General features: G+C 41.6%; 16 protein-coding genes. 8 read left to right on the top strand and 8 right to left on the bottom strand.

The annotated features are described in order from the left end of the window. Positions 1 to 70: 70 nt before the first annotated feature. Both QJ048_RS11750 and QJ048_RS11745 read right to left on the bottom strand, forming a co-directional pair. Positions 71 to 2,086 carry a hypothetical protein gene (locus QJ048_RS11750; protein ID WP_282334548.1) on the bottom strand — a complete coding sequence of 672 codons (2,016 nt, stop codon included), beginning with the start codon at positions 2,084 to 2,086 and terminating at the stop codon, positions 71 to 73. A 203-nt stretch (positions 2,087 to 2,289) separates the two neighbouring features. After that, positions 2,290 to 3,030: a class I SAM-dependent methyltransferase gene (locus QJ048_RS11745; RefSeq protein WP_282334547.1), complete on the bottom strand. Its 741-nt coding sequence runs from the start codon at positions 3,028 to 3,030 to the stop codon at positions 2,290 to 2,292. A gap of 398 nt (positions 3,031 to 3,428) precedes the next feature. Between QJ048_RS11745 and QJ048_RS11740 the strand changes: the two genes are divergently transcribed. Beyond that, complete coding sequence (locus tag QJ048_RS11740) at positions 3,429 to 4,769, top strand: oligosaccharide flippase family protein (RefSeq protein WP_282334546.1); 1,341 nt, start codon at positions 3,429 to 3,431, stop codon at positions 4,767 to 4,769. 127 nt (positions 4,770 to 4,896) lie between these two features. Here the strand turns inward: QJ048_RS11740 and QJ048_RS11735 are convergent, their stop codons facing one another. Further along, the gene (locus tag QJ048_RS11735) at positions 4,897 to 6,204 is read right to left on the bottom strand and encodes an NAD(P)/FAD-dependent oxidoreductase (protein WP_282334545.1); all 1,308 of its coding nucleotides are present in this window, start codon (positions 6,202 to 6,204) and stop codon (positions 4,897 to 4,899) included. Between the two features lie 275 nt (positions 6,205 to 6,479). After that, the gene (gene serA, locus QJ048_RS11730; RefSeq protein WP_282334544.1) at positions 6,480 to 7,712 is read right to left on the bottom strand and encodes a phosphoglycerate dehydrogenase; all 1,233 of its coding nucleotides are present in this window, start codon (positions 7,710 to 7,712) and stop codon (positions 6,480 to 6,482) included. A 265-nt stretch (positions 7,713 to 7,977) separates the two neighbouring features. Between serA and QJ048_RS11725 the strand changes: the two genes are divergently transcribed. Together QJ048_RS11725 and QJ048_RS11720 are read left to right on the top strand one after the other, a co-directional pair. Next, positions 7,978 to 9,165 carry a serine hydrolase domain-containing protein gene (locus QJ048_RS11725; RefSeq protein ID WP_282334543.1) on the top strand — a complete coding sequence of 396 codons (1,188 nt, stop codon included), beginning with the start codon at positions 7,978 to 7,980 and terminating at the stop codon, positions 9,163 to 9,165. 392 nt (positions 9,166 to 9,557) lie between these two features. Further along, a complete protein-coding gene (locus tag QJ048_RS11720) occupies positions 9,558 to 11,072 on the top strand; it encodes an NAD(P)H-hydrate dehydratase (protein ID WP_282334542.1) in 1,515 nt (504 codons plus the stop codon). A 333-nt stretch (positions 11,073 to 11,405) separates the two neighbouring features. Here QJ048_RS11720 and holA read toward each other — a convergent pair whose 3' ends face one another. Continuing rightward, complete coding sequence (gene holA, locus QJ048_RS11715; protein WP_282334541.1) at positions 11,406 to 12,404, bottom strand: DNA polymerase III subunit delta; 999 nt, start codon at positions 12,402 to 12,404, stop codon at positions 11,406 to 11,408. 216 nt (positions 12,405 to 12,620) lie between these two features. Between holA and QJ048_RS11710 the strand changes: the two genes are divergently transcribed. After that, on the top strand, positions 12,621 to 13,598 hold the full coding sequence (locus tag QJ048_RS11710) for a coiled-coil domain-containing protein (RefSeq protein WP_282334540.1): 978 nt from the start codon (positions 12,621 to 12,623) through the stop codon (positions 13,596 to 13,598). A gap of 334 nt (positions 13,599 to 13,932) precedes the next feature. On the opposite strand, the gene QJ048_RS11705 is transcribed toward QJ048_RS11710, so the two are convergent. Further along, a complete protein-coding gene (locus QJ048_RS11705; RefSeq protein WP_282334539.1) occupies positions 13,933 to 17,409 on the bottom strand; it encodes a hypothetical protein in 3,477 nt (1,158 codons plus the stop codon). Positions 17,410 to 17,869: 460 nt separating this feature from the next. On the opposite strand from QJ048_RS11705, the gene QJ048_RS11700 reads away from it, so the two are divergent. Both QJ048_RS11700 and QJ048_RS11695 read left to right on the top strand, forming a co-directional pair. Next, positions 17,870 to 18,076, top strand: coding sequence for a hypothetical protein (locus tag QJ048_RS11700; protein WP_282334538.1), 207 nt, complete (start codon positions 17,870 to 17,872; stop codon positions 18,074 to 18,076). 118 nt (positions 18,077 to 18,194) lie between these two features. After that, entirely contained in the window at positions 18,195 to 19,259 is a 1,065-nt protein-coding gene (locus QJ048_RS11695; RefSeq protein WP_282334536.1) for an ankyrin repeat domain-containing protein, read from the top strand. 130 nt (positions 19,260 to 19,389) lie between these two features. Here QJ048_RS11695 and QJ048_RS11690 read toward each other — a convergent pair whose 3' ends face one another. After that, entirely contained in the window at positions 19,390 to 19,947 is a 558-nt protein-coding gene (locus QJ048_RS11690; protein ID WP_282334534.1) for a DsbA family protein, read from the bottom strand. A 154-nt stretch (positions 19,948 to 20,101) separates the two neighbouring features. Beyond that, complete coding sequence (clpB, locus tag QJ048_RS11685) at positions 20,102 to 22,717, bottom strand: ATP-dependent chaperone ClpB (protein ID WP_282334533.1); 2,616 nt, start codon at positions 22,715 to 22,717, stop codon at positions 20,102 to 20,104. A gap of 323 nt (positions 22,718 to 23,040) precedes the next feature. On the opposite strand from clpB, the gene QJ048_RS11680 reads away from it, so the two are divergent. Together QJ048_RS11680 and QJ048_RS11675 are read left to right on the top strand one after the other, a co-directional pair. Continuing rightward, positions 23,041 to 24,102: a serine hydrolase domain-containing protein gene (locus QJ048_RS11680; RefSeq protein ID WP_282334532.1), complete on the top strand. Its 1,062-nt coding sequence runs from the start codon at positions 23,041 to 23,043 to the stop codon at positions 24,100 to 24,102. Positions 24,103 to 24,290: 188 nt separating this feature from the next. Next, the gene (locus QJ048_RS11675) at positions 24,291 to 24,797 is read left to right on the top strand and encodes a hypothetical protein (protein ID WP_282334531.1); all 507 of its coding nucleotides are present in this window, start codon (positions 24,291 to 24,293) and stop codon (positions 24,795 to 24,797) included. Positions 24,798 to 25,359: the final 562 nt, after the last annotated feature.

Here is a 25,359-nt window from a genome sequence, read left to right as displayed (position 1 = left end):
ATCAGCGTCATCTGCGTGCCATCAAAAAGATCCGTGTAAATCCGTCCAATCCGTGTCATCCGTGTGCCAATCATTTTTCGGCAAGCAGCACAAACACCGGCACTTCTGAAACATCGAGTTGAAGAGTATTTTCTTTCGCGGTTCTTTTTTCGTCTGCAGGAATCGCCTCTCCAACAGAAAACCAATTAAGCTTTATATAACTCCCACCCTTAACCGCCGGTATTTTAAAATTGAAATACTGAACTACCTTTCCATTCTTCGTTGGGCTTACAAAATAATACGCTACCGAATCCGGGTGTAACTTATTCCGCAATTTATATATCCAAACATCTCCCTTCTCGCTGATAATTGAATCCGGCTGATAATTCGCGAGTTTGTTCACCACATTTCTCCAATAATACCAAACGGGATACACAATGTGTCCACCCGGCCCGCTGATCATTCCCGAACTGCCGAATACACCCGGAGGATTTTCATCGTTAGTGGAATTCCTCAACATAAAATAATTGTACATATCGAAGCCACTCATGAATGCCGCCATCACAGAACGAATCGTCATGATGCCCTGTGATTGTGCTTCATTATAACCAGGCAGTAAAGGCACGCTTTGCCATGATGTCTGGTTTCTGTCGTAGCCGTTCTCTCCCAAAATCGCCGGAACAGTTGGCACAAGCCGATACTGCGCTTCCCGAACGGCAGCGAGTTTTTCGCGCAACTTATTTTCTTCAGGTGTTAATCCTCCCTTTGGCGGAGAGGTTAAGGTAGCACCGTTACAGTAGTAATGATATTGTACACCTCCCTGCCAAATGAACTGTTTGTCTTTTCGTAAAGTTTGGCAGAGAAAGTTGAGCACCTTAACTCTTTGCGTGTCCAATTGAATCATTCCGCTCATCATGAGTTTGGCATTCGGGTCGGCAACTACCAAGCCGTGTTTGGGACCAAGTTGTTTTTCGTGCCCATCGTAATCGGCCGATGAAACGGCGAAGTATTCTGTCGGCAGCCAGTAATCTTTCGTCCATGTCGCATCTTCTTCGTTGCCGTTTTCCACTACTTCAAAACTTCCCGCACCGCTGAATCGTGGCACATCGTGAAACTGTAATTCATTTGTATCAAATTTATTAGAGCCGTATACTGCCATTAAATTCCAGTACAATCGTGAATGGCGTTCGTACGAAAGCGGGTCTTCCGTGTTCATACCAGGCGCTGTAACCGGTTTGCTGTTTTGCGAAAAGCCATTCTTTGCGAGATAAGTTGGGACGCCACGGATACTTAGCCACAATTGATTCCCAAATTGCTGATGCAAGCTGTCCACATAGTATTTAAGCTGTTGTTCTTTGGGTAATTTATATGAATTAAAATTGAAGGAAATATTTTCAGAATTGTTCACAGTATCGTTGTCGTATGAGCCGATGCTTTGGTACAAACGCGTGGCGTAAAATGGCTGCATGTATTTCATCGGCGCATGGTCATAAGAGTTAACGCCCATGAATGTGCGCAATGTTGGTTTGGGCAAACGTGCCCCGGTGTAAGCGTAGGTTGGCGGGTCGGGCAGTTTTTCCAAAGGATGGCCATACAATGCCAGTTCCGTGATGGTGGATTTATGACTGTTAAACCGGATCATTACATAGCGAGTCTTCACACTATCATCTAGTGCAAACTTTTTCCAGCCCCATTGCGACGAGCTTCCTGACGTTTTTAAACCAGCCTTCAAATTCCATTGATGCATATCGCCGGTATACACCCAAACACTATCGCTTTCAAAGCCACGTTCATGCAAATAAATTTCAGTTAAATTGCATAACACCTGCAAGTCGATGACAATACGAAAACCTCTTCCCTGTGGAAAAAACAAATCAAGACCGCGATTAGGCAAAGGATCGGTAACAGGTTTTCCCGGTAGACCGTTTTTGGGATCGCAATTTTCATCGAATAGTTTGTAGGGATTTCCACCCGTAGCTTCCGAGCCAGACAGATCAAAGAGGTATTCTTTGTGGATTTTGATTCTATCGGAGCCTACAATTGTTTGTGTTACAACGTTTGGTGATTTCTTGCTAAAATATAAATAGATGCGTTCTTTATATTGCAAAAAAATAGCCGCAATAATAATTGCAACTATTAATAAGGTGATTATATGGTTTTGCTTAATAAAAATTTTACGAGACTTTAGAGTGGGGCACCAGATTAACCACAAAGAACGCAAAGGTTGCGCAAAGGAAACGAAGGAAGTATCGTAAAAAAAAACTTTGCTCTCTATGCGCAACCTTGGCGCCCTTTGCGGTTAAAAAAGCCTTAATATACGTTACGCTTCAAAACCTTCGATTGGAAAGATGTTTTTGTAATGTGCCACATAGCACCCGCTGCATCTTTAAACTCCTGCCACATGGTTTTAGGCGGGAAAAATACATGCGCCCATTCTTCCTGCCATTTGCCGGAGAAGTATTTGAGTATCTCAGGGTCGGTAGGATTTACTACAAACTTAAAATCGTCCTTCCACTCTAAACGTATAGTAATCAGGTTGGGATGCGTTCTTTCTAAAATTTTAAAACCGATAGAATGTTTCGGTAAATACATTTGCGTAAGCTCAGTAAGGTCATAGCCCACTTTAAAATCAATGGAGCTTTTGTCTACGAGATATAAAGTGTTATCGATCTCGTGCATGATCCATTTGTGCGATTCACGGGGGAAAAGGTATTCGCCCAACAAAGAAGGCACTTCAAGAAATCCCTGCTTCGCAACACGAAACTGTTCCGCCAGAAATTTCTCAGGATGTTCCACATGTTCCAGCACCTGGCAACAAATCGCGTAGTCAAATTCTTTGTCTTTAAACGGGAGATTTTCACCATCGGCCTGCATGAATTCCTGGTGTTTCAGCACTTTAATATCGCCGCTGCGGTGGTAATTGGTATCCAGAAATTTATCTACCACCAGATTTGCCCTTGGGTGCGGATTGTGCCCACCACCCACTTCTAGTACTTTGTCAGATTTCTTAATGTTAAGGTCAGATCTATTTTTCGGATTCCTAAGTTTCATGTAAGCTAAATGGTTTGATTGGTTGTCGTGTTTCAAATGTAGTTCATGTCGGTTTCCTGTGCAAGAATGACTTATCAATTAATTTATATTTATTTGTATTGTTAATATGAATTGAGTGGTATTTTCGGGGAGGAATTGCCACTGAGGCACTGAGGGACAGAGGGAAAAACTTTTCTAAGCGTTTTGCGTACGAGATACATTTTTTTAGAAGCACACCGCAAAGACATTCGTACACAAAAACTCTGTTTCTCTGTGCCTCTGTGGCAATCCAAAGGGCAACTGCCGCCGATTTCTAATTTACTATGAGCACCGTACTGTTGTGGCCATTTGCCTAACAATTAAAACTTACCATTTTGCGAATCATTAAAGCTGTCAAGTCATCGTTCTGGTTAAACTCTATGTTTTTCTCGATCATGATGCGTTTTTCACTGGTCTTTTTTGGTGCTATCTCTTACATTCTTCTTGCCCGTATTTTTGCCAAAGGCGATTCGCTGGTGCAAATGAACTACTGGTCACTATTTACCGTAACTACTGCCACCATCGAATTGACGAAGGGCGGACTTCTTCGAAATGCGTTTATCAAATACCTGCACTCGGTTGAGTTTATAGATAACAAGGCGATTGTACAATCATCTTCGCTGTTTATCAACGCAAGCTGCACCTTATTAGTAATCCTTGCCATAGTTTTTGGCGGAGGATGGTTCGCTCATTTTCTAAAGGCTCCGCCGCTGGAAAACCTTTTTTACTGGAGCTGCTTTTTATTTATTGCGCTGGTTCCGTTTAATCACTATGAAATTATTCTGCAGGCCAATTTCCAGTTCCAGCTAAACTTTTATGCTTACATGATCAGGCAGGGATCCTTCTTCCTGTATATGCTATTGGGTGCTATTTTCTTTCCGGCATACATAACATTTGATAATCTTCTGCTGGTGCAAATTTTAGGAGTGGTAGGCGCAGACATATATATGTACATAAAATGCCGACCTTATTTAAGCGGCAAGTTGATTTACAATTCGGCCGTAATAAAAAAGCTCCTGGGTTTTGGGAAATTTGTTTTCGGGACAGCTCTTTTTGCCAATGTTTCCCGTTCTGTTGACCAGTTGGTAACGGCAAACATTATGAACAATATCAACGTGAATGCGGTAAGTTATTATAACGTGGTATCCCGTGTAAGCAACATGATGGACTCTCCCACCACGGCAGCCGCTGATATTTTGTTTCCTAAAAATGCCCAGGCAAGTGAGTTGGAGGGCAATGCCAAAGTGAAGTATTATTTTGAAAGAATGGTAGCCACGCTAACCGCTTTAATCATTCCGATCGGGTTGTTCATTTTCGTTTTCCCCAAATTTGTGGTGATGATTATTGCCGGTCCCAAATATTATCCGGCGATTCCGATTTTGCAGTTGATGGCAATTTCTTCATTTATTCGGCCGTTCATTTTCAACTTTGGACATACCGTCGATGCCATTGGCAAACCAAGAACAAACTTTTTAGTGAATGTAGCTTTGATGATCCTTAATACGGCAATCACTTATTTCTGCCTGATACAATTTGGATTGATGGGCGCTGCGTATGCAACATTCGCAGTTAATGCAATCACCTTCCTTGGATTCTATTTGATCTTGAGAAAGGTGTTGAATATTGAGTTGAAGAATATAGCGGTGTATACAAAACTCACATACATTAATCTCTTCCATTTGGTGAGGAAAATTCTTTTTAAACAGACCGTCAGTGTGTAGTCGCTAATATTTACCACTAAGACACTAAGGGCGCTAAGTCTCACTAAGGGTTGTTTTAAATTTAGACCTCTCTTAGTGAAACTTAGTGCCCTTAGTGCCTTAGTGGTGAATTGTAAAGACCGAAATATTAAACTTTCGCCACCTCATGCACACCTACAGGCGCTTCCTCCGGATCTTTCGGTCTTTCAAATTCATTAAAGATCAAGCGTAGTGACTGATCAAAAGTCAAATAATTATACAACCAGTTGATAAACACAAAAAACCTGTTCTTCACGCCCAATATGAGCATAAGGTGCAGGAACATCCACACCATCCAGGCAAATAATCCTTTAAAGTGAACCTTCGGCGTTGCCAGATCAACCACCGCCAGGTTACGACCAATAGTTGCCATCGAACCCTTGTCCACATATTCAAACTCTTTCTCAAAAGAGCCTTTCTTCGCAAAACAGATAAAGTTCTTCGCCAGATTTTTCGCCTGTTGTATCGCAACAGACGCCAATTGTGGATGACCGTTAGGATACAAAGGCGTTTCCATAGAAGAAATGTCACCAACCGCATAAATGTTTTCGTAGCCAAACACTTTATTGTATCTGTCCACTTGAAGTCTGCCACCTTTTACAACAGTTGCTTTATCGGTACCCGCGGGAACATTGGCTTTTACACCGGCACCCCAGATAACAGTTGCCGTGGGAATGGTCGCCCCTGTTTTAAGCGTCACTTTTTTACCGTCATAATCACTTACCTGGGTTCCGGTTTTAACGATAACGCCAAGCTCAGTCAGATATTCCTGCGACTGCTTGCTGGATTTCTCGCTCATTACGCCCAACGTTTTTGGAGAGCTTTCGATCAGATAGATCTTCATTTTCCTGAAGTCCAGTTCAGGATAATCCTTCGGCAAAACGAAGTTGCGCATATCCGCAATGGCTCCGGAAACTTCCACACCTGTAGGACCACCACCCACTACCACTATCGTCAATAGCCTTTCCAATTCTTCAGGCGTTTTTACATACAGAGCATCCTCCAGGTTTTGAAGCAGACGGTGCCTGATCTGCAAGGCATCCACAGTCGACTTCATTGGGAAAGCATTTTTGGCGATGTTTTCATTACCAAAAAAGTTGGTACTCGCACCGGTTGCGAGCACCAGCACGTCATAATCAATTTCACCATTGTTGGTGATCACAATATTTTTATCAGGAACAATTTGTTGCACTTCCGCAAGGCGCACATGCACGTTGTCGGCTTTTTGGAAAACCTTTCTAAGCGGAAACGATATATTGCTGGCGTCGAGGCCGGCCGTAGCAACCTGGTAAAACAGAGGTTGAAACTGGTGGTAGTTGAACTTATCCACCAGCGTAACATCTATGCCCTTTTGGTTGCTTAATTTCCTTGCCAGTCTCAAACCCGCAAAACCGCCACCTAATATTACCAGTTTCATAAAATAATTTTGATTACAAATATACAAAGTTTTCAGAAATAATTGAAACTTGTGAACGGGGCAATTTGAAAATTTGAAAATGCGTTCTGTGCATCACTCCTTGCAATTTTCATTCATTCTTGCAGGGCAAGTTGTTTCAAATTAATAAGTGAAGTCACACCAAAAGAATTTTCAAATATTCAAATTTTCAAATTTTCAAATTGCCACGCTTCAGCACATAAAAAAAAGCCCCGCCTTTCATGGCAGAGCTTCTTCAATAAAGGTCGTATATATTTTTAATATAACAATCTCACTTTAATCGTGTCCTTTACAGATTTCAGGAGGTTGAAGGCCTCGCCGGAAATCTTTTTGTCAACGTCAAGCACTACGTAGCCAATTTCATCATTTGTCTTTAAATATTGTGCCAATATGTTGATATTGTGCTGACTGAGTGTAGTGTTGATAGATGACAATACGCCCGGCACGTTTTTGTGGATGTGCAGGATTCTGTGAGTACCTTCCTGTGGTGGCAAAGCTAATGGCGGTACAGTGTGTGAGCCATTGGTAATTCCCATTTCCAGGTATTGGTACAGTTTGTTGCTCACGTCTTCACCAATGTTTTCCTGTGCCTCTTCAGTAGAACCGCCGATGTGCGGAGTGAGGATCACATTAGGCAAACCTTGGAGTGGAGAGGTAAATTTGTCCCCGTTTTTCTCAGGTTCCCAAGGATAAACGTCGATCGCAGCACCGGATAATTTGCCTTCTTTGAGGCAATCAGCCAGTGTATCCAGGTCAACCACTTCTCCCCTTGCATAGTTTATAAGTATAGAACCTTCTTTAAATTGCTTTAGTACGTTCTTGTTGATCAGGTTTTTGGTAGAATTGTTCTCTGGAACGTGCAGTGTTACTACATCCGCTTCACTTACCACATCTTTAATGCTTTTTTTCGCAATAGCATTTCCAAGAGGCAATTTGGTTACCGCATCGTAAAAAATTACGTTCATACCCAGGGCTTCCGCAAGAATACTTACCTGCGTACCGATGTTACCATAGCCAATGATACCCAATGTTTTACCACGTAGCTCAAAGCTTCCTTTGGCGTCTTTCATCCAGATGCCTTCGTGTGCCGCTTTGTTTTTGTCGATGATGCGACGGATGAGCATGATGGATAAACCGATAACCAGTTCTGCAACCGAGCGTGTATTGGAGTAAGGCGCGTTAAACACTACAACACCATTGTCTCTGGCACTCTTCAGGTCAACCTGGTTCACGCCAATGCAAAAACAGCCAATTGCCTGCAATTTGGTCGCTGCTTCCAGTACTTTTTTGGTGATTTGAGTTTTCGAGCGGATGCCGAGTAGGTGTACATCTTTAATTTCTCTGATCAGGTCCTCTTCAGAAAGGGCGCCGGAGAGTTTTCGTGTGTTACTGTAACCTTCTTCCTTAAAATGTTTTACAGCTTTATCGCTGATGTTTTCCAGGAACAATACATTGATCTTCTCTTTGGGATAGCTAGTCGTTTTGTCCATTATGTTACATGATATTTAAAAAAACTGTTGCAAAGATGAATTATTTTAGGTTAAAAACGGTAATCCGTCCGTAAATTCATCAAAAATGCCTTTTTTAATAAAAAAATTGCAAAATATCGAAACAGCTCGTCGTTTGGCTGGTTTAGTTTTGCAATTGTAAATTTCTGTAAAATAAATTTAAAAATTATTCGTCTTTAGGTTGTCAGTAGCAAGTGTATTTTATATTTGCCCACTTTCAGAGAAAAATCATTAGTTAACCTGATCAATGTTCCTTTTGAAAAACAAGAACTTATTTTTAATACTAACCATAGCCGGCGCATCGGCATTTTTTTCCTGTAACAGTCAGTCTCAAAAACCTCCGGTAACCAAAACAGTTGTTGATTCTTCTGCCACCGTTGCCGTTAATATGCTACCCAAAGCAGAATACGACCGTTATCATAATACAGCCAAACATTTCTTCGACTCTTTGTTAAAAGATATAAATGGAAGTTACCTCGTGGCCAAAGATGGTCAGGTGGTTCTGGAAAAATATGTTGGCTTTATAGATCCGCAGCGAAAGAAAGACTCCATTACCAGCACCTCGGCATTTCACCTTGCATCGGTGTCCAAAACCTTTACGGCAATGGCTACTTTGAAGCTTTGGCAGGATGGCCGTCTTCGCCTGGAAGATGATCTGACAAAATATTTCCCCAACTTCCCTTATCCGGGCGTTACTGTAAAAATGCTGCTGACACACCGCAGTGGCTTGCCAAATTATGTACACTACCTGGAAAGCTACCATTGGGATAAACGCAAACTGGTTACAAATGAAGATGTGTTGAGTACACTTTACACAATGCACCCGCCATTGCAATTTGCTACGGGCAAACATTTTGCGTATTGCAATACCAACTATGCTTTGCTGGCCCTTATTATTGAGAAAGTGTCGAACATGAAGTACGCTGATTTCCTGAGTACGACCTTCTTCAAGCCTTTGCAGATGAACGACACTTACGTGTACAACATCAGCGACTCGCTAACCGCAATGCCGTCGTTTGAATATAACAACAGGAGATTTCCACTCGAATTTCTTGATCTCGTGTATGGCGACAAAAATGTCTACAGTACTGTTCGCGACATGTTGAAATGGGATCAGGCTTTGTATGCAGGTAAATTCTTCCAGCAGGCAACGCTTGACAGCGCCTTTTCGCCATACAGTTTTGAAAAGAACGGTAAAAGAAATTACGGACTGGGCTGGCGCATGACTTTTTTGGACAATGGTAAAAAACTATTGTACCACAACGGCTGGTGGCACGGTAACAACACTGCCTTTATCCGCCTGATCGACGAACACGCGACCATCATTGTGCTGGGAAACAAATTCAACAAAAGAATCTACCAGTCAAAAAAATTGGCTGATATGTTCGGCGACTATCAGCAACACGGGGACTTTGAAGAAGAAGGTGCGCCGTAAACGGCAAATGTGGAAATATGGAAATTTGAAAATAATTTCTCCGCGAGATTTTCTATAGAATTTGATCTGCTCGATACAAAATTAAAATGGGACTTCAGTAATGAGGTCCCTTTTTATTTTACTGCATTCCCAAATTTCCAAATCGTTCAATAACCGTACAACAATCGCGAAAGACTGCTTGTCATCCCGAGGAACGAGGGATCTGGGTGATGAGCCGGCGGGCTGTTAGTGCCAGTCACAGATCCCTCGTTCCTCGGGATGACAAGTGAGAGTCTTTATTTTTTTGAATTTTCAAATTGTGCAAACCGATGCAACTTCACTATTTTCAAATCTTCAAATTTTCATATTTTCAAATTGCTCCCGTTTTCAAATTGTTTGCATAATTTTCAATTATGCAAATCTTGTCTGCTGAACAAATTAGGGAGTGGGATGCGTATACCATTGCGCACGAGCCGGTGGCTTCTGTTGATTTGATGGAACGCGCCGCTGAAGCTTGTGCGGAATGGATCGAGAAGAAAGGCTGGCTGCATTTTGATTATTCCGTTTATTGTGGCAAAGGGAACAATGGCGGCGATGGCCTGGCCATTGCGAGGATGCTTTCTCAACGCGGCTGCAAGATCACTGTACATATATTGGAATTTGGCCACAAAGGCACGGATGACTTTCAGGTGAATCTTGAGCGCTTGCATGAATGCAATGTGCCGATCGTTTTCATACAGGACAATGGTTTTCATCCGACACCCAAAGGCAATATCATCATTGACGCTTTGTTCGGCTCTGGTCTCAACCGGCCGCTGGAGGGCATTGTAGCGGATCTGGTTGATTTCATGAACAATAGTGGCAACAAAATTGTCAGCATTGACATTCCCAGCGGATTGTTTACCGATAAAAGTTCGAAGGGAAACACCGTGGTGAAAGCCGCGCATACATTGAGTTTCCAGGTATACAAGACTGCTTTTGTAATGGCTGAAAATGGCCAATATACAGGGCAAATTGAAATACTCGACATCGGTTTACACAAAGATTATCTGGAGCAACACAAAGGCGCTTTCTTCCAAATGACGGATGAAACTTTCATTCGTTCCATCTATAAAAAAAGAACTTCGTTTAGCCATAAGGGTAACTTCGGCCATGCATTACTGATGGCAGGAAGTTATGGTAAAATGGGCGCTGCGGTGATGGCCGCGAAAGCCTGTTTGCGAAGCGGTGTTGGTTTGTTAACCGTCCACCTTCCAAAGTGTGGTGTTGATATTATGCAAACATCCACGCATGAGGCCATGGTGAGTATTGATAAGGACGAACATTGCATTATTTCAATTCCTGATGATATTTCGAAATACAATGTAATCGGCGTTGGTCCCGGCATTGGCCTAGAGAATGAAACGAAATCGCTTTTGCCTGCTATCCTGCAACTGAAAAAACCGTTGGTGATAGATGCCGATGCTTTGAACATCATTGCGGAAAACAAAGCACTCTTGCAACAACTACCAGCACAAACAATCCTTACGCCACATCCAAAAGAGTTTGACCGTTTATTTGGCGAAAGTCCCAACGATTTTGTGAGAATGGAAAAGGCACAGCATGCGGCCTCAAAACATAACTGCGTAATCGTTTTGAAGGGACACAATACATTTATGGCAGCTCCGGGAGCAAAAGGATTTTTTAATAATACAGGAAATCCGGGAATGGCGACAGGCGGCAGCGGAGATGTGTTAACCGGGATCATTACCGGTTTATTGGCTCAAAAATACAGCGCTTTGAATGCGGCGATTTTAGGTGTTTATTTACATGGCCTTTCGGCAGATATGGCATTGCAATTCAATAGTTTCGAAACCCTATTACCTTCGGACATTATCAAGTACTTGTATAGGGGTTTTAAGAGCATTATAACAGAAAAAAAAGAATAAAAAAAAGTTATTTTTCTGTTGTTTTTTTGTCAATTATCTCTACATTTAACCCCTAGTTGATCTAAAAAGGCCAACTATTCAGCTTTTGCTTATAAAAACATTCCTGCGAAGGAGAACGATTGCCTGTTCATAGAGATCCCGCTTCGGCGGGATTTTTGTTTCCCTTCGGTAAACAAAAAATTTGAAAATTTGAAAATATGGGAATTTGAAAATGCTTTCTGTGTTTGTCTCCAATTAATTCATTTCTCTCGCAATGCAATCAGTTTTGAATTACTCATGAATGATGCACTAAAAGAATTTTCAAATTAGCATATTTTCAAATTCTCAAATTACTTAAAGCATTGCTTTCACAATCATTTCCTTTAATAGCGAAGCGTCGCTGGTCCCCGCATCATTAATCCCCAGGCTTTTTAAGTTGTAGTCGTGTAACAAGAGCAGCACCCTTTCTGTGGCTTCGTAATTGAATTTTTGGGCGGCTGCGAGGTAGTCTTTTACAAAGAATGGACTTACACCAAGCGCTGCAGCAGCAGATTTTTCATCCTTAGATGCCGTGCCATGTAATATATATAGCTTGCTGAAAAAGTTGTAGATGGAAGGCAGCACTAACTGTATAGGTGCGGCTTTTGGGTTACCTTCGAAATATTGCAAAATTTTCATTGCCTTGCCCAGATCTTTTTTGGCTATGGCATTCTGCAATTCAAAAACGTTATACTCCTTACTTACCCCAATGTATTTTTCAATGTCGTCTTCCGTGATGTTCTTTCGTTGCGAAAGATTTACCAGTAGTTTTTCAACTTCATTATTAATACGGCTAAGGTCATTTCCTATATGATCGACCAATAACATTAAAGCTTTTTGTGATATGGAGTAGCCTTTGGATTCTACAAGCTCATTTGTCCATTGTGGAAGTTGATTCTCATACATCTTTTTGGTAGTAACCAAAACCGCTTTATCCTTTAATAACTTTGCCAGCTTGCTTCTCCCGTCAACTTTTTTTTCTTTATAGGCCACCACAAAAATAGTTGACTTCAGCGGACTCTCAATGTAGTTTTCCAGCTTGTCAATATCCTTCATTTGTTGCGCTTCTTTTAAGAGCACCACCTGCTTGTCTGCAAACATAGGATAGCGCATACAGGCATTTACAACGTCTGCCCAGTTTGCGTCGCGTCCGTAAAAAACAGTGAGGTTGAAACCGGCTTCAGATTCAGACAGGATGTGATGTTCGGCATAGTTTACTACCTTGTCAATATAATAATCTTCCTCCCCTTCCAGCCAATATACCGGTCCGAATTTCTTCTGTTTCCAATCCTGAACTATTTTATCTGCAGACATAATTTTTGTTTTGTAAAAGCGTTTGCAATTTCAGCTTTTATTGGCGAACTTTCATAGGTGGAAACTCTTATGAAAATATTTTTCTCCAAACCCTTAGTGGCATTGAGTTTCAGGGAGTCATATTTTTTGGCATGGTTTTGGAAAAAGGAAAGCTGAACAAAGTTTTTAACCAAAAGTTTTTCGTTTATTCACTAAATCCTGAAAAATAATAACAAAATGAGTAACACAAATTATCCATCAGCAACTCCTCCAAGTCAGTCACCTAAGAAAGATTATCGTGGCCTTATCATCGGTTTGTTGGCCCTTGGTTTGATCGGCACTTGGGGTTATTTATTGTGGAACAACAATAAGAACGAACAAGTACACACTGCAGATCAGCAAACTATTACTAAAGTTGAAGACGAAAAAGCAGACCTTAGAAGAAACTATGATGCGTCTGTAGCACGTCTGGATTCAATAACAGGTAGCAATAACCAATTACAGGGTCAGCTTTCTTCTGCTAATAGCGAGATCGCTAAAATGAAAGGTGAAATCCGCAGCATTCTTAACAAGAAAAATGCAACTGCTGCTGAACTTAGCAGAGCAAAATCATTGATCAGCGAATTGAACGGTAAGATCGATAACCTTGAACAAGAAGTTGCACGTCTTACACAGGAAAACAAACAACTTGGTACTGATCTTGGCGTTGAAAAAGAGAAAACAACTAAGTTGACAACTGACCTGGCTTCTACCAACGCAGCTAAAGAAGATTTGGCTAAGAAAGTAGACGTTGCTTCTACATTGAACGCAACAAACATCACCATCACTCCAATCAACGAAAAAAGCAACGGTAAAGAAAAAGTAACTACTACTGCAAAAAGAGTAGACAAACTGGTTATTGCTTTCGATGTAGATAACAGAATTGCACAGTCTGGCAACACTGATATTTATGTTTCAATCACTGGTCCTGATGGCAAACCGGTTTCGGTTGAAGCTTTGGGTTCTGGCACGTTTGAAACACGTGATGAGGGTTCAAAACCTTACACAGCAAAAGTGCCTGTAGAATATGAAGCTGGCAAAAAGAAAAATGTTCAGTTTGCATGGAAACAAAACAGCGATTTCCAACGCGGCGATTACAAAATTGAAATCTACAACAATGGTTTCAAAATTGGCGAAGGCGTTCGCACTTTGAAAAAAGGCGGTTTGTTTAGCTAATATGAATACGAAAGAATTTGAAAAAGCTGTCACAATTGTGGCGGCTTTTTTTTTGCTCAATTGGCTGGAGCAAAATATTCATTTGGTGCAGTCTGTAGTTGCGGTCACCCAGATCCCTCGTTCCTCGGGATGACAAGCGGTCGTTGTTTTACTTGAAAAAACTCTCTCACTTGGGATGCCTTTTCTCGTTTATACATTTGAATGTCCGATGCATTAGATGAGTCAGCTTGTCATCCCGAGGAACAAGGGATCTGGGTCTTGCCTAGCGACCTGTTTCTGGTAATAGAAAAAGCCGCACCAAAAGAATTTTCAAATTCTCAAATTTTCAAATTGATTACAATAGCGCTCTCAAACTCGCTCTCCCTATATTCACTGTCTTTCCATCTCCTGGTTTACGGCCTTCGTACTGGAGGTTTATTTCAAGGTTGTTTGCCAGTCGTTTTGTGACATCTAATGTCCATAAATAGTTTTTGCCGGGCAGCAAACCATCAAGCATTGTGTAGCTTACCGTGGTGTTTGTAGGGAAAGGATATTTAATCTGGTTGAATGTAAATTTTCCCTGTATGGATGTGCTTTGCAGCAAATTGTATTTCACTTCTGAGTTCAACGAATTGGAATTATATTTTTCATTGTCGCCAATCTGGTTTTGGCGATTCAGGTATTTGTAACTGGCAAGAATGCGGAAGGTGGAGCTTTGTGTAAATGTAATTCGCGGCTCTGCGGAATACTGATCAATGCTGTAGTTTCTATTGTCGAACTTGTTGCTTTCTGTAGTCAGGCGATTGTAACCTGTCTTAAAGTTCGCATCCAATGTGATTTTACGAGTGATGTTCCAGCGCGGCTTGAAACCCCACTCTGCCGTTTGGCGACTTTCTAATCCATATGTAAGCAACGCTTTTCCATTGTTGCGAAGATTGGTTATATCAAAGCCCCATTTGGAACTGAACCTGTTATATGCAAATGTATTCGACCACACGTTCGCCAGCGTAAGTAATGACGTGTCGTTGATTGCTTTCGCAAATGGATTCAAGTTAATAAACCCGTGTGCAATTTCTTTCTTCGAGATCTGCAGTGATGACTGAAAGTTAATGTTCGACAATATTTTTTTAAAGCCATGCCTGTTTTTCGGGTCAATGATCGAACGTGGATTTATCGAAACGCTATAGTTGAACGTGTTATAGTTTGCTTTTACAAACTGATTAGTTGGCGTAAATATGCGAATGTACTTTGCCTGGTCCTGGAACTGCGCCAGTTCAAATTCATTCAGCTGTTGCACACCATCGTTGTTATAATCGATCCATGTATACTGTCCTTGTCCTGCAGGCACTTCAAGGTACGCGTAGTCCCTTTTTTGTTCCTGCCCGGATCCAACCTCATATAAAATATTGCCGGAGGCAAAACCTTTCCAGACGTTTGCCTGGTACTCTGCCCTTGCAAGCAGACTTTCATCGGCGGTTTGGGAAGTGATGTCTTTTTGTAGTACGTCCAGTTTCCGATACGTCGCGTTCACGCGTAATTGGTTCTTTGGATTTTTTAACAGATCTGCAAATACGTTGATGTTGTTACTTCTGTCGGCACGTTTAAGGTCTTTTCCGTAGGGATAAGAATCAGTGCGGTTAAAATAAGTTATTCCCCATTTGTTATACTTGCTTACATCCGATTTTAAATAAGCCTGAATGGTCTGAAAAGAAAAGCTATTGCCGTTGATCGTGTCGGAAATTTTGTTGCGAATCTCATTGTGTTCCAGCGCATAACTCGCACCAATAACATAATTGTGCATCGCCCTCAACAATTTCGAAACATCAAGAGTCGGTCGAAAGAAATAACCTTTATCAGTGGACGAAACGGAGTTCGTCAGGTTTATCTGGTTATTAAAACGAAAACCTTTTATATCCTGCTGTTGTGTAAGAATATTTCGAATGCCGTTAAAGCCGTCGCTTCTGGTGTATGAGTTGAAATCGTAGCGCAGCCTGTTATTCATTTTGTCCTGCAATTCCGTTCCGGCGGTGATGATCGTTTCTGTGGCTGGTGTGGTAACCAACGGCAACCCCCAATCCCTTGTGTACTCTACGTTTCGCAACCTTTCGACCGGTTGGAATTGTGCCTGCACCCATTCAATTCCTGCATTGGAAACGAGTTGCAATTTTTTATCGGCCCGACTTCTTAACGGGTGAACATCTTTGATCACAAATTTTCCTGCATACCCTTTATCATTGCCTTTGTCTTTTTGGGAAAACAAATTGACGTCGTAATTGCTGTACGCCATTTCACCGGTAACGGTTGTATATTTCGATATGTTATAGTCTGCCCCCACTGTAACGACCTGTTGCTTTTTCGGTGTAACTAAAAAACTCGCGGCTTCAAAATTTCCCTGCGGTACACCATTGACAGGCGCTACCCACTTGTACACTTTTCCGTTTGCGCCATTTAGATCAGGCACATAGTTTCCTTTGTTTGTACCTACTTCAGTAAACGACAAATTGTATTTGGCGCTATCCGGATTGATAGAATAAACATATACACTATCATGCTGGCCATTAAATACCGTATCGATCCTGGCGTACAATATCTTGTTGGCACTAAATGTGTCGAGCGTAGCAACAGGATAAAATGCACGATTGGTACTGTCGCCTATGGCATTTAGAAAGTGCTTTTGTGTACTATCCAACGATTGATTGATCGGCGAATTTTTCGCATCACCATTGCTGTATGCGGCTACACGCAGTTTGAGTTTGTTATTAAAATTCGTTTCGTTAGATAAGTACAAATTTGTGTTCAGGTAATTTCTGTCGGCATACTCAAATTCAATCTGTATACGACTGTCCTTGGTAATCATTCGCCTTGGCGTGAAGGTTAGTTCAGCTGTGTTGTAATTGATAATGTAATCCTGGTCCTCGCCGCGTTGCAGGAGTTGTCCATCCAGAAACACTTTTTCCGTTCCACCCAAAATCACGAAATAGAATTCATTGTTGGCGCCTTGTAATCTATACGGTCCCTGGTTTCCCTCCTGCCCCTGGAAAACATTTCGTGTAAATTTCCCCTTGGCAATCGAGCCGCTAACCAATATAGTGTTCGTAATGTTTGGCGCAAGCTTGCCTGTGTTTTCAAATGTGGCTCCCTGCAAGCGTTTATAGTAGCTGAGGAAATAATTTTTGTTCTGTCGCAGATCAATATCTCCCAAACTAAGTTGCCAACCGTTCTTTTTAAACTGAAGAAAAACACGGTCAAACTCGTTTAGTTGTTGCGTTGTACCATCGGGTTGAATGGGGATATTGTTATCTGTGATCGCAGCGAGAATCTGAATACTGTCTGACAAATATCCGCTTAACTGGAGGTTAAGATTTGAGGTAACCACCACGTCCTGGCTATTTCCAAAAGAGATGCCTCGTCCAAAACTACCATTGTAAGTAAGGTTGCCAAAGTTGAAAAAGTTATTGGCGTTTTTATCTGCCTCGCCTGTTATGTAAGGTTTTGCCAGAAAGAAATTGATCAGGCTATCATAATGCATGTGACTCGCGACTGCGTTTAGTTTGGCCGGAAAGACGCGATACACCATAACGAGTGTGTCTATCAGTGGCTTTTGTTTCCACGCTAAAGTAGCATTGACAAAATCTACCGTGAAGCTGCTATCAGGAACACCTAAAATATGAACGCTATTGGGGACAATACTCAGTGAATCAAAAGGTACGATTGAACCGCTTACGGTAATTGTCTTCTTCCGCAGATTCGAAATATTTTTTGCCGAGGGCACTTGGCCAAAGCCTGATAACACCGCAAGGGAAATCAATATTACGATAAGCAGTTGCTTCATACAAGGTTTAAATAATTGCGCAATATTGCCGGAGGCAATGCCTATAAAACGTAGATATTTAAAATTACTGCTTATTTAAAAGGAATTTGCTGCAAAATATTGTATATGAGGAAACAAATACGAATTAATAATTAATAATTAATAGGGCGTCATTAAAAGGTTTGTTTGAATTGCCGACAGTACAATGTTTGTCAAGTACTATTCGACATGTTAGCGAAGAGTGAAGGCGCTCACAAAATGCTGCAATCGATTTCGCAGGCAACCTATTAATTTTTAATTCTTAATTATTAATTCAAAAATACTGATAATGAGCCGTTTGCGTTGCAAACAAACTACGGCACTTGTTTGTAAATATATAATATAAAAAACGCCACTAACAGCGCAGGTTGGAGTGCTGTTTGGGTACAATTTTTAAAGTGGTAAAGTCAAACGATTGCTAAATTTTAAATAAAAAAATTGTATGTCTAAGAAGTCTTTCCCGAAAGAAAAAAAGGTCGATAAAAAGAATGAGAAGACCAATAAAATCGAAGAAGAAATATTTCATCAGGAGACCGACCTTGATATGAAACTTAGTATCGAGCGCCGCAAAAAAGGTCTGCCCGATCATGGGCTGAAAACGCCTGATGATTATAATGAGGACCATACTATGGATAGGAATGTGTTGTGAAATTGAAAATTGAAAGTTGAAAATTGAAAATGAAGAGGTGTTACTTCTGGCACTGAGAAAAAAATACTGGTTCAAGTAAAAAGCACACAACTTATTTAAAGCATAATTATTTTTGGCTATGGCTAAAAAAAGAGCAACACTTCCCAGGGACTTTGACCAACTTGTTGAAGCATGCGACCTTGATGAGTTAAAAAGGGTTTTCGACAAATGTGACTTGAATGCTGTGGCAGGATACACGCGAAGTACTGCGTTAGGTTTTTTTAACATTCCAGAAGAACTGGTACGTTGGCTTGTGTCAGAAGGCGCGGATATTGAAGCCAGAGATACGTATGGCTTAACACCTCTTCACCAACAAGCCAGTATGCGCACAGGCAACATCGACATACTGATAGAGTTAGGCGCTAATATAGCGGCCATTGATAATAACGGATGTAGTCCTTTACATAGAGCTGCAGCTAACGCATTTAGTCCTTCTACGGTACAAATGTTATTGCAAAAAGGAGCAAATGTTCTGGCTATAGATCGTCAGGGAGCCACACCATTACTACTGGCGTTAAAACAAACGCAAAACGCAGATATTGAAAATGTCGCTACAATCTCCCAAATGTTGTTGGAAGCAGGAACACCCGTAACAGAAGAAATGCAAAAAGCTGTGGCAAGTATTGGCGAAGGATTTGAGTTCTACATGGATAAATTCAACAAGGACTACCTGGAAGCTACTGAAGCAGGATTAGCCAAATTATATCAATTATTTAAAGTAGAGCCTGTTAAAAGGCGAATAACGCATGATGGAATTTCCCTAATTCAAGTCACTACAAACAATTGGAAAGATCAACACAATGAATTATGGGAATTGCTGGTCCCCGCCTCCGGGCCAGCAAAAACTATTCAGGGAGAAGTAATTCGTATCACGGGCCGGGTAAGCCATGAGATATTAAATAACGGCGGTGGGAATTGGGACAGCAATTATAAAAAAATGCTAAGTGCGTTGACAACATATGTCAGTTTAGGAATTCCGCTTGAAGACAGTAATATGAATGAAATTCGTTTGCTTTCAACAGAAGTGTCCAAAGGATACTATTGCGATGAAGAAAAGCTTTCCCGTTTACACGAATTGGCCGTGACGTGGGTTAGAGCGAATCCAAATCCGATATTATTGGAAAAGCCTGGCTACAATCGATGACGTTAGGATTAGCGGTTAGAAACTTTTAAAAGCTGTCCGCCTTTAGGGCTGGCATTAATCAATCAATCTGAGGCACTGAAAGCATTTTCAAATTAGCACATTTTCAAATTTTCAAATAAAAAAAAGCCGCTTATGCGGCTTTCTTTCTTTTCGATTTTTGCGCTGCTTCCAACGCTTTACTTAAGTTTTGAAACGTTGGCTTTTCTGTGAAAAGCTCGCCGTTGATGAAAAATGTAGGCACGTCTTTAACGCCTTTATCTAATCCTTCCAGCAGGTCAGCTCTTACCGTCCATCCATATACGGAGTCCACGAGTTTGGGTAAGAAATTTTTGTCTGTTACACCTGCATCACGTGCATGCTCCTTCAGGCTGATAGTGCCAAGGTTGCGGTGATAACGAAACAACAGATCATGCATTTCCCAGAACTTTCCCTCCTGGGCTGCTGCCACTGCAGCTTCTGCGGCCTTGTGGGCGCGTTGGTGTATTTGCGTTAAAGGAAAGTGACGATAATTAAACCTGAGTTTTCCTTCGAATTCCTCAAGTAATTGTTTAACCACATCGTGCGCCTTTATGCACTCATCACTTTCATAATCGCCAAACATCACAAGGCTTAACGGTGCTTTGGCATCACCCGTCCACACATTTTTCGGTTCTATAATTTCAACCGTTTCTTTTTGCTTCATAGCCATGCTCCTTTTTTAATGATTAAATAACTGAGTAGACTGAATGTTCATATTCAATCAAACACTGCGACCGTCAACCACCCAGTTTATTCAGTCCATTCAGTTATTCAGTTTATTTTATTTAAAAAGCAAAACCGCCTATCCGGCGGCTCTACATGTATTATCTCACGGGTTCTTTTACATCATTTCTAAAGACCACTACTCCGTCAAATACATCGACCAGAACAGGATGCGTTTTGTCTACATCGCCGGCGAGTAATTTTTTACTCAGCGGGTTAACGATTTGTTTTTGAATGAGCCTCTTCAAGGGTCTCGCACCAAACTGAGGATCGTAACCCTGTTCAGCGAGGTATTCTAACGCATAGTCACTAAATTCAAGATCTACGCCGCTTTGCGCGACCAGTTTTTTCAAACTGTTAAGCTGGATCTTCACGACTCCCTTGATGTTGTTTTTCAACAACGGATGGAACATGATGATCTCATCAACGCGGTTCAGGAATTCAGGTCTTATTGTTTGCCTCAACAAGTCCATCACTTCGTCTTTCGTTTTGTCTACTACGTCGTCAATGTTTCTTTCATTCACATCTTCGAAGTTGGCCTGTATCAATTGGCTTCCGATGTTGCTCGTCATAATGATAATGGTGTTTTTGAAATCCACCACGCGACCTTTGTTATCAGTCAGGCGGCCATCATCCAACACTTGCAGCATAATGTTCCAAACATCCGGGTGAGCCTTTTCAATTTCATCCAGCAACACCACGCTATAAGGTTTGCGTCGCACTGCCTCTGTCAATTGCCCGCCTTCATCATAACCCACATATCCCGGAGGCGCACCAACCAGGCGGCTTACGGTATGTTTTTCCTGGTACTCACTCATGTCTATTCTTGTCATCATATGCTCGTCGTCAAACAGGTAATCTGCCAAAGCTTTCGCCAACTCTGTTTTACCTACACCCGTTGTACCAAGGAAAATAAATGATCCAATCGGTTTTTTAGGATCGTGCAATCCGGCACGGCTTCTTCTTATAGCATCTGCCACAGCCGTAATTGCTTCCTCCTGTCCTACCACACGTTTATGCAATTCATCTTCCAGGTTCAGCAATTTTTCACGCTCTCCCTGCATCATTCTTGATACAGGAATGCCTGTAGCTTTTGCCACACTTTCAGCAATATCATCTGCATCCACTTCTTCTTTCATCAGCCTTGAATGTTGACTAATCGTATTCAATTCATCTGTGAATTGCTGAATCAATTTTTCCTGTTCCTTCACTTTGCCGTACCGTATTTCGGCCACTTTACCATAATCACCTTCACGTTCTGCACGATCAGCTGCCAGCTTCAGGTTTTCCACTTCTGCTTTCGCATTTTGCACTTTCTCTACAAGGTCCTTCTCTTCCTTCCACTTAGCTTTATAAGTATCGCGTTCTACGGAAAGATTCGCTATTTCCGTATTCAGCTCTTTAAGTTTTTCTTCGTCGTTTTCACGTTTGATCGCTTCTCTTTCAATTTCCAATTGACGGATCTGTCTTTCCAGTTTATCCAGTTCTTCCGGCATGGAATTCATTTCCAGCCTCAATTTCGCAGCACTTTCATCTATCAGGTCAATTGCTTTGTCCGGTAAAAAACGATCCGTAATATAACGGTTCGATAATTCTACTGCCGCGATGATCGCTTCGTCTTTAATGCGCACATGGTGATGCGTTTCATATTTATCCTTAATACCTCTGAGAATAGAAATCGCATCTTCAACAGAAGGTTCTTCTATCATTACTTTTTGGAAACGACGCTCAAGTGCTTTATCTTTTTCAAAATACTTTTGGTATTCGTTCAGCGTCGTTGCTCCTATCGCTCTCAATTCACCTCGGGCCAAAGCCGGTTTCAAAATGTTGGCAGCGTCCATAGCGCCTTCGCCGCCGCCGGCGCCCACGAGTGTGTGAATTTCATCTATAAATAAAATGATTTCGCCATCGCTGGTACTCACTTCTTTTATAACACCTTTCAATCTTTCTTCAAACTCACCTTTATATTTTGCGCCTGCGATCAATTGGCCCATGTCGAGGGCGTAAATAATCTTGCTCTTTAAGTTTTCTGGTACATCGCCGTTTACTATGCGCATTGCCAAACCTTCTGCTATAGCCGTTTTACCAACACCCGGTTCTCCCACTAGCAGCGGATTGTTTTTAGAACGGCGCGACAAAATATGCAGCGTTCTTCTTATTTCTTCGTCACGGCCAATTACAGGATCAAGTTTGCCCTGGCGACCCATTTCGTTCAGGTTCTTTGCATATTTGTTCAAAGTATTGAACTGTGATTCCTGTGTTTGGGAATTCACAGTAGATCCCTTACGCAGGTCTTTCACTGCAGCAATCAAACCTTTTTCTGTAAGACCTGCATCTTTTAACAGTTTTGCTGTATTGTCGTTGCCCTGCAAAATGGCGAGCAACAAATGCTCGACGCTTACAAACTCATCACCAAAAGTTTTTAAACCGGCACCTGCACGCAATACCACGTTGTTAGCGTCTTTGCTGATGTTTTGTGCCGGCTCACCGCCCTGCATTTTTGGCAACCGCTGAATGCTCTCATTCAGCTTTGTTTCAACGAAATTTATGTTTACGTTGTTTTTCTTCAACAGGAACTCTATCAGTGAATCCTGGTCCTTCAACAAAGCCTGCAGCAAATGCTCGGTTTCAATGTTGGGATTGTTGCTGTTAAACGCCAGTTGTTGCGCCTGTGCAATTGCTTCCTGTGCCTTGATGGTAAAATTGTTCAAATTCATAACCTTTCTTTTTTGGGCCGCACATGTTTAAATATTCCGGCGGATTGCCGGAAGCATGCGCGGTTTTTCGTGAATGGTCAATCATGTACGTCAATCGTCAAACATGAATGGTGGCTGGATTTCGAAGGCCCTGATGAACCGGAATATATTCACGATCCACGTTTAACCTTTCACGACCATTTAAAAAAAATGCCAATCAGCTGATTTTCACATTTGATTTACATACTTTTAAATTGATCATCACGTTCTTCTATTTATCAAAAAACATACAACAAAAAGAAAGGTTTTAATCCCAAGTAAATATGTCACAAAAATCACACAACATGCGACGTTATTGCAGTACAGGACTGATTTTCATGCTATTTTTTCAGTTTGCCGGTGCCCAAACCAAACCTAAAAAGGATGCGCCACTTCCATCGCCTTACAACTTCTCAGCACTTGATGACGCCATCAAAAGCAATCAAAAGATATTGGGCGAAAATGCCGTGGTGCTCGTGTATAAGGACAGTCTTATTTACAAAAGTGTAACTGGTGAAATGAAAGAAGATTCGCAGGAACCGGTTGCAAGCTGCAGCAAATGGATAACTGCAGCTGTTGTAATGACTTTTGTAGATGAAGGAAAAATCTCGCTGGATGACGAGATGAGCAAATACCTTTCTTCATTCGGTTCTTACAGTAAAGGAAATATCCGCATCAAGGATTGTCTTTCCCAAACAACCGGAATTGAGTCCGACAAAAGCATTCTTGCACGGATGGCAGAAAAGAAAAAGTATACTTCCCTGGAAGATGAAGTAAATGCAATTGCTGCAAAAAAAGACATCGTGGACAGGCCAGGCAAACAATTCTTCTATGGAAACGTAGGACTGGACGTTGCAGCGAGAGTATGTGAAATAGTGGCCAAAAAGCCTTTTGAAAGATTGGTGAAAGAAAGAATAACAGGACCGCTTGGCATGCGTAAAACAACTTTCCAGGATGATAATGGAAATGCAGTGGACCCTTCCGGCGGAGCAAAATCTTCCGCAAAAGATTACCTCATATTCCAGGAAATGCTGCTAAACAAAGGCATGTACAACGGCAAACGCATTTTATCTGAAGAGTCCGTTGCATTGATGTGCAAAGCTTATACAACGCAGGAAATGATCAAATACGCTCCTAAAGTAGCGCAAGGCTACAACTATGCGCTCGGGGCGTGGGTGCAGGAAGCAGACGAAAGCGGCAAACCAACTGTATTGGCTTGTCCGGGCCTGTTCGGCACATGGCCGTATATCGACCTCAAAAGACATTATGCCTGCATTATTTTCACCAAAAGCCTTCTTGGCGAGCAAAAAAGAGACGTTTATTTGCAGTTTAAGGAGGTGATAGATCAAGCGTTGGATAGCAAGTAGGTTGCTATCCAATTAATAATTAATAATTAATAGTGTTACACACAAGTTACAAAAAGGCACTCCTGATCCTTCAACAAATAGGAAGCTACAAAGGGATAGTTGACACTCTATTAATTCTTAATTATTAATTATTAATTCGTTTAACGCCTTGGCACAACTTTTTAGCATACCCTCTAAATAGCTGTGTCATGAAAAAACAATCAGCAAAAGCACCAGATACAAGCGATAACAGACTGGCAGATAAATATGCGGGTAAAGATTTACCCGATAGTGAAAAAGACAGGAAGGAAATGGAGCAAGAAGAAACAACTATCGATTTGCCGGATGTAAAAGATATACCGGGCCAGGAACATATACACGTCCCGCGTTTTGGCGAATATGGAGATACAACCATCTCCTCCAAAGATGAAGAAGGTGGTAATTTGTTTGAAGAAGAAGAAGATACATTCAATGAAAGCAATGTAAGTAAAACGGAGCGTAAGCTTTTGCAGAAAGCTGCAGTTCAAACACCCGGAGATGAAGATGAGGCTGCCGTCCGTGCCGCAGCACTCGACCGTACCGATGAAGAAGGAATCCCGTTGGAAGAATCAAATCTTGTGAAGGACCGTTTTGGTGAGGACCTCGATCTTCCGGAAGCAGAAGAAGTCACAGATGAGGATGAAACTGCGGAGGATGATGAAGCAGAGGATATTTAGACTCGCAATAGGAAAATAAGATGCGGCTTTCGGGCCGCATTCTTATTTTTAGCTGAATACTAAATGCCAATGCCGAACGTTACGCATCTGTAGAGACGCGTTGAACGCGTCTCGGGCGCATGGGGCGGAGACGCATTTTCATGCGTCTCTATGGGATGCGAAATGCTCCGTAACAGACTTGACAATCTTATCAATATCTGCGTTGTAAAATCCAGCGCCATTCATGCAGCCACATTCGACTATATAATAGTCATCACCACACTGGCAAATGTCCATTACAAACACTTCATGTGGCGTGTATTCGCGACACCGGCTTTCTGCAAATTGTACCACTTCGGGTGGGCAACCACGTTGCTTTGATAGCTTGAAATATTCACGATACCTCGCAAATGCCTGTTATTATTGGACATCTAGGTGTAAACACTTAGACGATAAATTGAATTTTATTTTGCAAAATAAAAAGCACATTATATATTCGCACCTATTGGGCTGTGTTATCTACCCAATTTTGTCTCCAATCCAATACCTGCTGATTAGCCTTCATTTAAAGAGGTATTAAAAG

It is taken from the genome of Pinibacter soli (genome assembly GCF_029961145.1).
Lineage (GTDB): Bacteria > Bacteroidota > Bacteroidia > Chitinophagales > Chitinophagaceae > Pinibacter > Pinibacter soli.
The sequence above is the reverse complement of the archived record's forward strand: the minus strand, read 5'-3'. Positions and strand labels throughout refer to the sequence as shown.